This window comes from Gammaproteobacteria bacterium (assembly GCA_015709695.1).
Lineage (GTDB): Bacteria > Pseudomonadota > Gammaproteobacteria > Steroidobacterales.
Map to the genome: position 1 here is coordinate 2,184,731 of CP054183.1, position 12,127 is coordinate 2,196,857.

General features: G+C 68.6%; 12 protein-coding genes. 7 read left to right on the forward strand and 5 right to left on the reverse strand.

Annotation, left to right across the window (positions count from 1 at the left end; translation table 11 throughout):
• Positions 1-202: 202 nt before the first annotated feature.
• Positions 203-472 (reverse strand): BrnT family toxin, encoded by a 270-nt coding sequence (locus HRU81_10205; protein QOJ32445.1) that lies wholly within the window; start codon positions 470-472, stop codon positions 203-205.
• 161 nt (positions 473-633) lie between these two features.
• On the opposite strand from HRU81_10205, the gene HRU81_10210 reads away from it, so the two are divergent.
• The 3 genes from HRU81_10210 to HRU81_10220 all read left to right on the forward strand — a co-directional run bounded on the left by HRU81_10210 (position 634) and on the right by HRU81_10220 (position 4,361).
• Entirely contained in the window at positions 634-1,605 is a 972-nt protein-coding gene (locus HRU81_10210) for an integron integrase (GenBank protein QOJ32446.1), read from the forward strand.
• Between the two features lie 84 nt (positions 1,606-1,689).
• A complete protein-coding gene (locus tag HRU81_10215; GenBank protein QOJ32447.1) occupies positions 1,690-3,759 on the forward strand; it encodes a thioredoxin domain-containing protein in 2,070 nt (689 codons plus the stop codon).
• Between the two features lie 23 nt (positions 3,760-3,782).
• Positions 3,783-4,361: a methyltransferase type 12 gene (locus tag HRU81_10220; protein ID QOJ32448.1), complete on the forward strand. Its 579-nt coding sequence runs from the start codon at positions 3,783-3,785 to the stop codon at positions 4,359-4,361.
• Positions 4,362-4,386: 25 nt separating this feature from the next.
• On the opposite strand, the gene HRU81_10225 is transcribed toward HRU81_10220, so the two are convergent.
• Both HRU81_10225 and HRU81_10230 read right to left on the reverse strand, forming a co-directional pair.
• A complete protein-coding gene (locus HRU81_10225; protein ID QOJ32449.1) occupies positions 4,387-5,139 on the reverse strand; it encodes an SDR family oxidoreductase in 753 nt (250 codons plus the stop codon).
• Positions 5,136-6,278, reverse strand: a complete 1,143-nt coding sequence (locus HRU81_10230; GenBank protein QOJ32450.1) for a tannase/feruloyl esterase family alpha/beta hydrolase — start codon at positions 6,276-6,278, stop codon at positions 5,136-5,138. The genes HRU81_10225 and HRU81_10230 overlap by 4 nt, the downstream gene beginning before the upstream one ends.
• A 167-nt stretch (positions 6,279-6,445) precedes the next feature.
• On the opposite strand from HRU81_10230, the gene HRU81_10235 reads away from it, so the two are divergent.
• Both HRU81_10235 and HRU81_10240 read left to right on the forward strand, forming a co-directional pair.
• Entirely contained in the window at positions 6,446-7,111 is a 666-nt protein-coding gene (locus HRU81_10235) for an outer membrane beta-barrel protein (GenBank protein ID QOJ32451.1), read from the forward strand.
• 24 nt (positions 7,112-7,135) lie between these two features.
• On the forward strand, positions 7,136-7,981 hold the full coding sequence (locus HRU81_10240; protein ID QOJ32452.1) for a M48 family metallopeptidase: 846 nt from the start codon (positions 7,136-7,138) through the stop codon (positions 7,979-7,981).
• Positions 7,982-7,988: 7 nt separating this feature from the next.
• On the opposite strand, the gene HRU81_10245 is transcribed toward HRU81_10240, so the two are convergent.
• Positions 7,989-8,780: an NYN domain-containing protein gene (locus HRU81_10245; protein ID QOJ32453.1), complete on the reverse strand. Its 792-nt coding sequence runs from the start codon at positions 8,778-8,780 to the stop codon at positions 7,989-7,991.
• Positions 8,781-8,957: 177 nt separating this feature from the next.
• Here HRU81_10245 and HRU81_10250 point away from each other — a divergent pair, with 177 nt between their 5' ends.
• Both HRU81_10250 and HRU81_10255 read left to right on the forward strand, forming a co-directional pair.
• The gene (locus HRU81_10250; GenBank protein ID QOJ32454.1) at positions 8,958-10,148 is read left to right on the forward strand and encodes an OmpA family protein; all 1,191 of its coding nucleotides are present in this window, start codon (positions 8,958-8,960) and stop codon (positions 10,146-10,148) included.
• A 98-nt stretch (positions 10,149-10,246) separates the two neighbouring features.
• Entirely contained in the window at positions 10,247-10,591 is a 345-nt protein-coding gene (locus HRU81_10255) for a hypothetical protein (protein QOJ32455.1), read from the forward strand.
• 51 nt (positions 10,592-10,642) lie between these two features.
• Here HRU81_10255 and HRU81_10260 read toward each other — a convergent pair whose 3' ends face one another.
• The gene (locus HRU81_10260) at positions 10,643-12,121 is read right to left on the reverse strand and encodes a UbiD family decarboxylase (GenBank protein ID QOJ32456.1); all 1,479 of its coding nucleotides are present in this window, start codon (positions 12,119-12,121) and stop codon (positions 10,643-10,645) included.
• Positions 12,122-12,127: the final 6 nt, after the last annotated feature.

A 12,127-nucleotide genomic window follows, 5' to 3' on the forward strand; every position in this document is an offset into this window, starting at 1 on the left:
GATTTGTTAGGTTGCCGGCCGACGCCTCTTCTCGACATAGTCTCGAAGAGCTCGATTAACGGCAGCTGAATTCGGGAAAAGCTTGTGAAGGTCGGGATCGATCAGTACGACATTTGTACCTTCGCGGTACTGCTTGGCGTACTTACCCCGGACACCCGATTTGACCAAATCCGGCGGATACTCGGCACGAACGTCGTCGTCTTTACTGCTCATAGGCATTACGCTCGCGAGGCGTCATCGGCCTGGCTGTAATGATGCGAATATTAGCACCCCTTTCCGTAAATCCTACGACCAGGTGCCGACCTTCGCGCGTGCAGCCAAATATTACAAAACGCTGCTCATATGCAGAGTGATCCGGGTCCGGAACCGTAGACGACAGCTCGTCTCCGAATACCTCCGTTGCTTCCTCAAAGCTGACGTCGTGCTTCGACCAATTAGCCGCGGATTTTTCCGGATCCCACTCGAACTCCATGGTCGGTGTCTACGGCAACCTAACTATATGTAGACGACGGAAGTGACGCATTGAATCGCCCCATTCCCGTCGGATAGGAGGAATGACCCAGGACCAACTCCCTGCTTCCATTGCCTTGAGCGGCCACGGTTGTCGCGTAACTCGCCGGAGGCAAGGGCGACATGGAGCAGAAGCGCGGGCTGCTGGAAGTGGCGCAGGAGAAGATGCGCACCCGCCACATGGCGTTTCGCACCGAGCAGGTGTACCTGCGGTGGATCCGGCAGTACATCACTTTCCATGGGCGGCGATACCCCCGCGAGCTCGGTGCAGCCGAGGTCGAGCAATTCTTGTCCCATCTGGCGGTGCAGCGCAAGGTCGGTGCGGGTACGCAGAACCAGGCTCTGCAGGCGCTGTTGTTCCTGTACCGCCAGGTGCTGGGCGTGGAGCTGCCGTGGCTGGAGGGCGTGACGCGGGCAGCGCGGACCCGGCGGCTGCCGGTGGTGCTGGATCGCGCCGGGGTGAGGGCGATCCTTGGCCACCTGGACGGGAGGGCCTGGCTGGTGGCGAATCTGCTTTACGGCGGCGGCCTGCGTCTGATGGAGGGGCTGCGGCTGCGGGTGAAGGACATCGCCCTGGAGCGGGGCGAGCTGATCGTGCGCGAGTCGAAGGGCGGCAAGGACCGGGTGACGGTGCTGCCCTGCGCGCTGGAGACGCCGCTGCGGGCGCATCTCGGCAAGCTGCGTGGCTGGTTCGAAGAGGAGCGGCGCCAGGGGCGGCCGGGGGTGTCGCTGCCCGGAGCGCTGGCGCGCAAGTACCCGAATGCGGCGACCCAGTGGGGCTGGCAGTACCTGTTTCCGGCCCCCGGCCTGTGCAGGGACCCGTGTTCGGGGCGTCCTGTGCGCCATCACTGGCACGAGAAGAACATGCAACGCGCCATGCAGCTGGCGGTACGGCGTGCGGGCATCACCCAGCCGGCGAGCTGCCACACGCTGCGCCACTGCTTCGCCACGCACCTGCTGGAGGATGGCTACGACATCCGCACGGTGCAGGAGCTGCTGGGCCACGCGGACGTGAAGACGACGATGATCTACACGCACGTGATGCAGAAGGGCGCGAAGGGGGTGAGGAGCCCGCTGGATCGTGGCGGCACCTGACTCCCGGGGGCGGATCGGCCGTACGCCCACGCGCCCGCAAGGCCATAATCCGCACTGATCCACCGGATTGAACGGCAGCCGCCCATGAACCACCTCGCCCACGAGACCAGCCCCTACCTCCTGCAGCATGCCGGCAACCCGGTGGACTGGTATCCCTGGGGCGAGGAGGCGCTCACGAAGGCCAGGACCGAGGACAAGCCGATCCTGCTCTCCATCGGCTACTCGGCCTGCCACTGGTGTCACGTGATGGCGCACGAGTCCTTCGAGGACGAGGCGACGGCGCGGCTGATGAACGAGCTGTACGTGAACATCAAGGTGGACCGCGAGGAGCGGCCGGACATCGACCGCGTCTACCAGGCGGCACACCACCTGATGATGCGCCGGGGCGGAGGCTGGCCGCTGACGATGTTCCTCACCCCGGGCGAGCATGTGCCGATCTTCGCCGGCACCTATTTCCCGAAGGAGCCGCGCCACGGGATGCCGGCGTTCAGCGAGGTGCTCACCCGCGTGGCGGAGTACTACCTGCGCAAGCCTCCGGAACTGAAGGAGCAGGGCCCGGCACTGCGCGAGGCGCTGGCCGCCATCGATGCCGGCGCCGCGCCCGAGCGCGGGCCGCTCGATGCGGCGCCGCTCGACGGGCTGCGCGAGGCGCTGGGCGGACAGTTTGATGCGGAGTTCGGCGGCTTCGGCGGGGCGCCGAAGTTCCCGCATCCGGGCAACCTCGAGGCGCTGCTGCGCCTGTGGTGGCGCACGGCGGACGGCGACAAGCCCGACGTGCACGCGCTGTACATGTGCGCGCTCAGCCTCAAGCGCATGGCGGAGGGTGGCCTCTACGACCAGCTGGGCGGCGGCTTCTGCCGCTACTCCGTGGATGGCCACTGGAGCATCCCCCACTTCGAGAAGATGCTCTACGACAACGGTCCGCTGCTGGCACTCAACGCCTGGCTCTACCAGATCAGCGCGGACGATTTCTTCCGCCGCGTGGCCGACGGGACCGCGGACTGGGCGCTGCGCGACATGCGCTCGCCGCAGGGCGCATTCTTCTCCAGCCTCGATGCGGACTCGGAGGGCGAGGAAGGCCGCTTCTACGTGTGGACACCGGATGAGGTGCGCGCGCTGGTCAGCAAAGCGGAGTACGCGGTGCTGGCGCCGCGCTATGGCCTGGACCAGGAGGCGAATTTCGAGGGACACTGGCACCTGCGCATCTGGCAACCGCTGGAGGCCATTGCCGCGAAGACGGAACAGCCGGTGTCCACCGTCCAACGCCTGCTCGACGAGGGACGCGCGAAACTGCTCGCCGCACGCAACGCCCGCACCTGGCCCGGCCGCGACGAGAAGATCCTCGCCAGCTGGAATGCGCTGATGATCCGCGGCCTGGCGATCGCCGGGCGCATCCTCGGCCGCGATGACCTGGTCGACGCCGCGGCAACGGCGCTCGATTTCGTGCGCGGCCACATGGTGGTCGACGGCCGCCTGCGGGCGACGTGGAAGGATGGCCGCGCGCGCTTCAACGCCTACCTCGACGACCACGCCTTCCTGCTCGATGCGACGCTGGAGCTGCTGCAGGCCCGCTGGAACACGGCACAGCTCGACTTCGCCTGCTGGCTGGCGGAGGAACTGCTGGCCCGCTTCCGCGATGAGGCGGGCGGCGGCTTCTTCTTCACGGCCCACGACCACGAGGCCCTGCTCCACCGCGGCAAGCCGATGTCCGACGAGGCGCTGCCCGCGGGCAACGCGGTGGCGGCGCTGGCGCTCGGCCGGCTCGGCCACCTGCTCGGCGAGCTGCGCTACCTCGACGCCGCCGAGGCGACCTTGCGCGCCGGCTGGCCGGCGCTGTCGCAGTTCCCGCACGGGCACGCGACCCTGGCAGGCGCGCTGGAGGAGTTCCTCGTCCCGCCGGTGGTCGTGGTGGTGCGCGCCGCGGGAGCGGACCTCGGCGAGTGGCTGGGTGCGGCCCACGCGGTGTATGCGCCAGGCCGGCTGGTGTTTGGCATCCCGCCGGGCGAGCCCGGCCTGCCGGGCGCGCTGGCCACGCGGCAATCGGCCGCAGGTGACCGCCCGCTGGCCTATGTCTGCCGCGGCATGGCCTGCGATGCGCCGGTGCACACGCTGGACGCACTCGGCGCTGCCCTCTCGCGGGAGCGGGCGGAGTAGACTATCCCCCGGCTGCCGCCCCCATGCCGATGCAACCCGACAAGCGCCTCGCCTTCTTCCAGGGGTTCCTGCGCGAGCCCCAGCAGGTGGCCTCGGTCATCCCGAGCTCGCGGTTCCTCGAGCGGCGCCTGGTGAACATCAGCGGCGCACGCCAGGCCAGCACCGTGGTGGAGCTCGGGCCCGGCACCGGCGGCACCACGCGCGCGCTGCTGCGTGCCCTGCCCTCGTCCTCACGGCTGCTGGCCATCGAGATCGATCCGCATTTCGCCAGCCTGCTGCGCGAGGAGGTCCGCGATCCCCGCCTGACGGTCGAGTGCGCGAGCGCGGCCGACATCGGCCCGCTGCTGGCTCGTCACCGGTTGCCGGCGCCGGAGTCGGTGGTCTCGGGCATTCCCTTCTCCACCATGCCGATGCGCATCGGCCAGGCCATCCTGCGCGCGGTGCGCGGCTCGCTGGCCTCGGGCGGGCGCTTCGTCGCCTATCAGTTCCGCGACCGCGTCGCGGTGCTGGGACGCGAGATCCTCGGCGAGCCGGAGGTGGACGTGGAGCTGCTGAACGTGCCGCCGATGCGCGTCTATTGCTGGCGCAAGGCACGCGGCTGAGTCGCGGCCGCACGCCCGCCGGACGTCACCAGGGAATCACCTTGCCGTCGACGTTGACCGGCAGGCCCGGATCCGCGGGCGTCAGCGCTTCCACCAGCTTGTACAGGCCCGCGGCGCTCGCGGCCGGCGACAGCGCCTCGCCACGGTAGCCCGACTCGGCCAGCATGTCGGTGGCCACCATGCCGGGCGCCAGCAGCGCCACGGTGATGCCGCGGGGCTGCAGGTCATGGCGCAGCGCGCGGAACCCCATGTTCAGCGCCGCCTTGCTCATCTGGTAATAATAGAAGCGCGACATCTGCCCCATCATCGCCAGCGAGCCGAGGCCGCTGGTCAGCGCGACGATCCTGCGCCGGCTGCCGGCCAGCACGTTGTCCAGCAGCGTCTCCGACAACTTGAGCGGGCCGAAGACATTGGTGCGCATCACCTGCGCGAACAGCGCTTCGTCGAGCTGGCCGAGCTGCTGCCTGCGGTTGCCTTCGTCGTGCCGGTCGCCGAGCAGCGCGGCGTTGTTGAACAGCACGTCGATCGGCTGTCCGCGGAGTCTGGCCGCGAGCGCCTGCATGCTGGTGACACTTGTCACATCCAGCGTCTCGACGACGATCCTCGGGTTGGCGCGGGCCAGCGCCGCCAGTTCCATCGCGGCCTCCGGCCGGCGCGCGGTCGCCAGCACGTTCCAGCCATGGCTGGCGAATTCCCTCACCAGCGCCACGCCCAGACCCCGGCCGGAGCCGGTGATGAGCACCGTCGCCTCTGCCGCCATCGCCTTCTCCCCCGTCACGGTGCCGCTGCCGGCAATGTAGTGGATGCCGGCACCACGCGCTGGTAGCTCAGCGGATCGAGCACATCCCCCTGGCCGGAGTAGCGGGCTTCGGCCGGATAGGGGAACAGCGGCCGGCGCAGCAGCACCGCACCGGTCACCGGAAACCGGCGCTGGTGACGGGTGACGGGCAGGCTGTCCGTGGAGCGCGTGGCGATCAGCATCTCCGGCGCTTCGTCGGTTTCCACCCAGCGTTCGATGGCACTGAGGTAGTCGACATCGCCCGCCCCGGGCCCGCCGCCGCAGTGCTGCACGTCCGGCAGCATGAACAGGCGCGCAAAGCGTGCCAGTTCGGCGGCCCCGCCGCTGGCGCGGGCCGCCTCCTTCCAGTAGGCGAGCGTCCGGGCGGGCGGCACGATTTCGTCCGCCGCGCCCTGGTAGAGGATCAGCCGGCCATCACGCGCCGCGAACGCCGTGAGGTCGGCATCGGGTCCTGCGGCGGCGGCGTCCATGGCCGGGCCCGTTTCACTGGCCGGATCGCGATCGGGTTCGAGGGGTGCTCCGGCGATGATGCCGTCGAAGTCGTCGGGATGGCGCGAGACGGCAACCAGGGCCTGGTGGCCACCGATGGAGCAGCCGCGGAAGTACGCATGCAGCGGTTCGCCGCCGTAGAAGGCCTCCGCGAGGGCACGGGCCAGGGCGACGGTGGCGTGGATGGCGCGGTAACCGTCGGTGGTGGCCGTGACGTAGCCGCGCGCTGCCGCATCCTCCATCTGCCCCGCCTGGATGCTGCCGCAGCGGTCAGGACAGCCCGTCACCAGCAGCTTGCGGTTCCAGTCCTCCACCGGCAGCCAGGCCTCGAATCCGCTCCCGGACGCCGCCGTGCCGGTGACGCGGCAGCGCTCGGGCAGATCACCGGCAGCCGGCAGCAGTCCGGCTGCGAGCTTCGCACCGGCCGCCACGTCGGTGCCGAAGTCCAGCACCGCGAGCACGGCGCAGGCGTCGGCGAGCGTGGGCTCCACCGGATCAGGGACGGCCGCGGACAGGGCGGGCCCGGCGGCGGCCTGGTGAACGAGGACGAATGCCGGCAGCAGCCACCCGGCAATGCCTGCCCGCGGCCCGTGACGGGCCGTGGCCAGGGCATGGCGGGCATCAGGCATGTGCAGACGCCGGCAGGGAAAGCCGCACGGTGCCGCAAGCCGCCGGCAGGGTCAAGGCGCGCCGGCGCCGGCAGACGTTCATTGACAGCACGGCAGGCGCCGCGATCAAATGCCCATGGCGCAGTGCGCACCGTCACCGTCCCGGTTTCCGGAAAAAGGGGATTTCCATGAAGAACTCTCTCCGCTTGCCGACCCTGGCCGCTGCCATCGCGGGCCTGAGCCTCGTCTCGGGTACCAGCCAGGCGCAGGTCTTCTTCGGCGGTACCGCCGGCCGCAGCAGCATCGACGACTACGAGTTCGGCACCACTGACACCAACCGCCACCAGGACGACAGCGACACCGCCTGGAGCCTGTTCGTCGGCTACCAGTGGAACCCATACTTCGCCACCACCATCGCCTACACGGACCTCGGCTCCCTGCAGGCCTCGGGCACCATCGACGGTGGTGAAGGCGGTGGCGGTTCCATCGGTTACACCGACAAGATTTCGGCGACGGCCATGGATGTCTCGGCCATCGGCATCCTGCCGTTCAGCACCTTTGCCAGCGAAGATTCGTTCATCGGCCGCTTCTCGCTGTTTGCCGAGGTCGGGCTCTCGCTCTGGGACCAGGACGTCAACTGCGTGGCCTGCGACGGCGGCTCGGACTTCAAGGGTGGCGATACCGGCAGCAGCGTACTGCTCGGCGGTGGCCTGAGCATGCGCGTCACCGAGGGCCTGCGCCTGCACGCCCGCTATGCCAGCTACCCGGACATCGGCAACCGCGATCCCCATGACACCGGCCACGAGCAGGACTGGGATTTCTGGGGCATCGGCGCCACCTGGTCCATCCGCTAGGCGGCTGCCAGGCACGAAACGACGATGACGGGTGCCCGCTTGCTGCTGCTTGCGGCAGCGTTGCTGCTTGCGGCCTGCGCCACCAACATCGCCGGCCGCAAGCAGCTGATGCTGGTGTCGGAGCAGTCGGCGATCGCGCAGTCGAAGCAGGCCTACGTGCAGACCATGAGCAAGCTCGACTCCGAGGGCAAGCTGGTCACCGACCCGAAGATCGTCAAGCGCATCAACACCATCACCGGGCGACTCATCGCCCAGGCAATCCAGTACCGGCCGGAAACGGCGAAATGGGACTGGAGCGTGCGCATCATCGATGATCCGAAGACCGTCAATGCCTGGTGCATGGCCGGGGGGCGCATGGCGATCTACACCGGCCTGATCCAGAAGCTGGATCCGACCGACGACGAACTCGCCCAGGTCATGGCCCACGAGATCAGCCACGCGCTGCTGAACCACACTGCCGAGCGCATGTCGATGGCGATTGCCGCGCAGCTTGGCGCGGTCGCCACCGGCGTGGCCACGGAAAGCAGCGCCAACATGGTCGGCGCCGCAGCCCTGGCACAGCTCGGCCTGCTGCTGCCGAACAGCCGGCAGTCAGAGGCCGAAGCCGACCGGGTCGGCATCGAGATCGCCGCCAAGGCGGGCTATGACCCGCACGCCGCAGTGACACTGTGGCAGAAGATGGCCAAGGCCGGCGGCAACGGCCCGCCGCAGTTCCTGAGCACGCACCCGAGCCCGGCCAACCGGCAGCAGGCGCTGGCCGCGCTGGTGCCGAAGATGATGCCCTACTACGAGCAGAAGGGCCCGCGCCCGGTGTATGCCCTGTCGGCCTCGCCGGATGCACCGGCGGGCCCGAAGGCGACGGCGAGGTGACGCCCCGCTAGTTCCCGCCGGGGCGCACGACGTAGTTGCCGCGCTCCTTGTCGAATTCCAGTTCCAGCAGGCCGTGCTTCGCGGCGTCCTCCAGCAGCTCGGAGAAGCTGCGGTAGCCGTAGGCACTCTCGCTGAAGCCCGGGTACACGCGGCGCACCGTCTGCTTGACCAGCGAACCCCACAGCGGGTCGTATTCCTGGGCCAGGGATTCGACGGTCTCGGCGACCCGTTCCAGCGCGGCCTGCTGCTCGGTCTGCTGCTCGGTCTGCTCGCCGCCCTTGGGCTTGCGGGCGCGCCGCCGCGGGCGCTGCGAGACCTTGACCAGGTCGTCGTAGAAGATGAACTCGTCGCAGCTGCCGGCCAGCAGGTTGGAGGTGGAGTTCCTGATGCCGCAGCCGATGACGCGCTTGTCGTTCTCCTTGAGCTTGGAGACCAGGGGCGAGAAGTCGCTGTCACCGGTGAGCAGCGCGAAGGCGTCGATGTGCGACTTCGAGTAGCAGAGGTCGAGGGCATCGACGACCATGCGGATGTCGGCGCTGTTCTTGCCGCTCATCTTGGTCTGCGGGATATCGATCATCTCGAAACCGTGCAGGTGGAACTCCTGCATGAACTGGCGGTAGCGCGTCCAGTCGCAATAGGCGCGCTTGGCGACGATGCGGCCTTTCTCCAGCAGGCGCTTGAGCACCAGCTCGATGTCGAACCGCCCCCCCTTGAGGTCCTCGGCGCCGAGCGCCAGGTTCTCGAAATCCACGAAGATGGCGAGCGTCAGCTCCTGCCGGTTGCCTGCATCCTGGGTCATCGCCCCTTGTACCTTGTTCCCCGGTTGAGGCGGCCATCCTACCAGCGCCCGGGTCTTTCGCCAGCAGTGCGCCAGGTCTGGAAAAGTGCGCTACATTATGGGCTGCCGGGGAGGAAGGCGCCCTTGCCGTGGCGGCTACCCGGATAGCTCAACAACAATCTTTCCAAGGAGCGTCGCATGAACCCACGTTACAGGTCTCTGGCGCTGGCCGCCGTGGCCGTCGCATGCTGTACCCAGCCGGTGGTGGCCGGGGCCAAGGAGGGGGACTGGCTGTTGCGCGGTGGCGCGGCCTTGGTCGACCCGAAGTCCGACAACCTGACCATCAGCCCGGGCCAGGGCCTGATAGTCAATGGCAGCCCGGTCGCCGGTGACGTGAGCATGGACAGCGCCGTCGGCGCCACGCTCGAGCTCACCTACATGTTCCGCGACCACTGGGGCCTGGAAATGCTCGGCACCACGCCCTTCAGCCACGATGTCGACTTCGATTCCGGCTCCGGGGATGCGGGGATCGGCAAGATCAAGCAGATCCTGCCGACCCTGAGCCTGCAGTACCACTTCAACCCGGAGGGCACCTGGCGGCCCTACATCGGCGCCGGCATCAACTACGCGATGCTCTTCGACGAGAGGAGCCAGGGCGCGCTCATGGGCGCCACGGTGCGGGCCGACGACTCCTTCGGGCTCGCCGGCCAGCTGGGTCTGGACGTCGGAATCACGAAGAATTTCTTCGTCAACGCCGCTGTCCGGTACATGGACATCGAGTCCGACATCGAGGTCAATGGCGCCGATGTCGGTTCGCTCGACGTCAATCCGGTCGTCTACCAGCTGCAGCTCGGCTACCGGTTCGGCCGCCCCGAGCCGGCGCCGGCACCCGCCCCGGTCGCGGCGGCCGCCCCGCCGCCGCCACCCCCGCCGCCGCCTCCTCCGCCGCCGGCCGACAGCGACGGCGACGGTGTCGTCGACAGCGCCGACCAGTGCCCGGATACCCCGAAGGGTGACCGTGTCGGCCCGCAGGGCTGCTCCTGCGACGTCACCCGCCAGGTGCAGTTCGCCCTCAATTCCGCCGAACTCACCGACGAGGGCCGCAAGACCCTCGACGAGGTCGCCGAGACCCTCACCCGGCTGAAGTTCGTCTCCGGCAGCGTCGTCGGCCACACCGACAGCTCCGGCGCCGAGGCCTACAACCAGAAGCTCTCCGAGCGCCGTGCCCAGGCCGTGGCCGACTACCTCCAGGCCAAGGGCATCGCCACCGGCCGCCTCACCGCCTCGGGTGCCGGCGAGAGCCAGCCCGTCGCCGACAACAAGACCAAGGAAGGTCGCGCACTCAACCGTCGCGTCGTGCTCAAGCGCACCGACTGCGATCGGCCGTGATGCGGCCCAGGAAGCGTTGACTGGACACCAGGCCCCGGTGGGCAACCACCGGGGCCTGCAGCCCTGGCATCGAAATGCAACGACAGGAGAACACGACGATGATGAGACTGACGACCCGGATCGCGGCCATCGCCCTGCTCGCCGCGGGTCCGCTCGCGGGCACCGCCATGGCCGACGACCTCGGCCACTGCACGTACATCCAGCAGAACATGTTCGCCGGCCCGTTCCATGTCTGCGAGATGCCGATCGACGCGGCGAAATGCACCGAGCTCGGCAAGACCGACGAGAACAAGGATGCCGTGCACGCTGCGGGCGCCTGCCCGGTGGAGAAGCTGGTGGGCACCTGCGACAAGGGCGCGACCAAGCTGCTCTACTACGACGGGGATCCGTCCGGCCTGGAGATCGGCTGCGGCTTCCAGAGCGGCACCTGGGTCAAGCCCTAGGATCAGGCGGCAAGCAACCGGGAAAAGGCCTCCTCCGGGAGGCCTTCTTCTTTACGGCTTCCAGCCCTGCAGGTATTCCTCCCAGCGGCTGTCGACCAGTTCGAAGGCGCCCGGTGCACCCTGCACCAGCAGGTCGCGGTTGAGCGGGGCCCAGCTCTTCGGCCCGCCCTCGCCGGGCCACTGCCGGGTGGCATCGATGACGATCTTGCTCGACAGGCCGCGGACCGGCCGGCTCGGGTCCGGCATCATCATCGAGGTGCGCGGAATGAGCAGGCTCGCCGAAGGCTGCCAGCGTGCCCCCAGCGCATGCAGCACCTGGCTCGGGTCGAGGATGTCGAGGTCCTTGTCGACAACGATGACGACCTTGTGCAATCCCGGGTTGGCGGCGAGGTACTGGCCGGCGGCGATGCCCTCGCCGGCGAACTTCTTGTCGATGCTGATGACGATGACGCCATTGGCGCCCCGCGGCGAGTTCAGGCCGACGAGCGAGGGGATCAGCTTGCGGTACATGAAATAGCTGGATGCAATCTGCGGTGACCGCGGCATGTCGCAGGTGAGCCCGGCGAAGGAGTTCAGCACCCAGGGCTGGCGCCGGTGGGTGATGGCGGTGATGTGCATGACGAAGTTCTCGGGCTTCTTCGGCCCGAGGTAGCCGTACATCTCGCCGAAGGGGCCCTCTTCCTCGAACTCGGTGAGCGAGACCTCGCCCTCGATGACGATTTCCGAGGTGGCGGGGACCATGATGTCGCTGGTCTCGCACTTCACCACCGGCAGCGGCCGGCCGCGCAGGCCGCCGGCGAACTCCAGCTCGTCCTCGAGGTAGCCCGCCATCTTCGTGCTGCTGGCGCAGAAGGTCATCGGATCCGGCGCCACCGCGACCGCCACCCGCGCAGAGCGGTCGCCGCGCTCCTTCATGGCCATGAGGATGCGCCAGCCATGCTGGCCGGGCTCCGGGTTGACGCCCATCCTGCGCGGGCCCTTCACCTGGCAGCGGTAGGTGCCGACATTGCGCCCGAGCTCCGGGTCCTGGATGAACACCGAGCCCATGTTGACGTAGCGTCCACCGTCGGCCGGGTTGTTCTGCAACCAGGCAAAGGCCTCCAGGTCCACCTGGTCGCCGGTCAGCACCACCTCCTTGCAGGGTGCCTCGCGCGGGTCGGCCACCGCCACCGGCGCGATGCGGCGCCAGTTGCCCGCGCCATCGAGGCGCGACTCCAGCTCGTGGAGCACTGCCCGGTACATCTGCTGGTGGTCGTCGGTGACCGGATCGACGCCGAAGAGCACGGCCTCGTCGGGCCAGCGGCCATAGGCGTTGGCCACCACCGGGCCATCGTGCCAGCGTCCGCCGGTCTTCACCCGCTCGATGAGGAACGCCGGCGCCTGCTCGATGCCGAAGCGCTCGATCAGGCGGTAGGCGAAGGCGGAGGCCTCGTAGCGGTCCTGGTCCATGGCCGGCAGCCGCAGCAGGCGCCCGCGCCGCTCCAGCGCATCGATGTAGTCACGGACCGAATCGAAGGGTGTGCCGGACATGATGCT

Coding starts and splice junctions, on each gene's coding strand:
- HRU81_10210 (QOJ32446.1), top strand. CDS start 634: ATGGAGCAGAAGCGCGGGCTGCTGGAAGTGGCGCAGGAGAAGATGCGC.
- HRU81_10240 (QOJ32452.1), top strand. CDS start 7,136: ATGACGGGTGCCCGCTTGCTGCTGCTTGCGGCAGCGTTGCTGCTTGCG.
- HRU81_10245 (QOJ32453.1), bottom strand. CDS start 8,780: ATGACCCAGGATGCAGGCAACCGGCAGGAGCTGACGCTCGCCATCTTC.
- HRU81_10220 (QOJ32448.1), top strand. CDS start 3,783: ATGCCGATGCAACCCGACAAGCGCCTCGCCTTCTTCCAGGGGTTCCTG.
- HRU81_10260 (QOJ32456.1), bottom strand. CDS start 12,121: ATGTCCGGCACACCCTTCGATTCGGTCCGTGACTACATCGATGCGCTG.
- HRU81_10215 (QOJ32447.1), top strand. CDS start 1,690: ATGAACCACCTCGCCCACGAGACCAGCCCCTACCTCCTGCAGCATGCC.
- HRU81_10230 (QOJ32450.1), bottom strand. CDS start 6,278: ATGCCTGATGCCCGCCATGCCCTGGCCACGGCCCGTCACGGGCCGCGG.
- HRU81_10250 (QOJ32454.1), top strand. CDS start 8,958: ATGAACCCACGTTACAGGTCTCTGGCGCTGGCCGCCGTGGCCGTCGCA.
- HRU81_10235 (QOJ32451.1), top strand. CDS start 6,446: ATGAAGAACTCTCTCCGCTTGCCGACCCTGGCCGCTGCCATCGCGGGC.
- HRU81_10205 (QOJ32445.1), bottom strand. CDS start 472: ATGGAGTTCGAGTGGGATCCGGAAAAATCCGCGGCTAATTGGTCGAAG.
- HRU81_10255 (QOJ32455.1), top strand. CDS start 10,247: ATGATGAGACTGACGACCCGGATCGCGGCCATCGCCCTGCTCGCCGCG.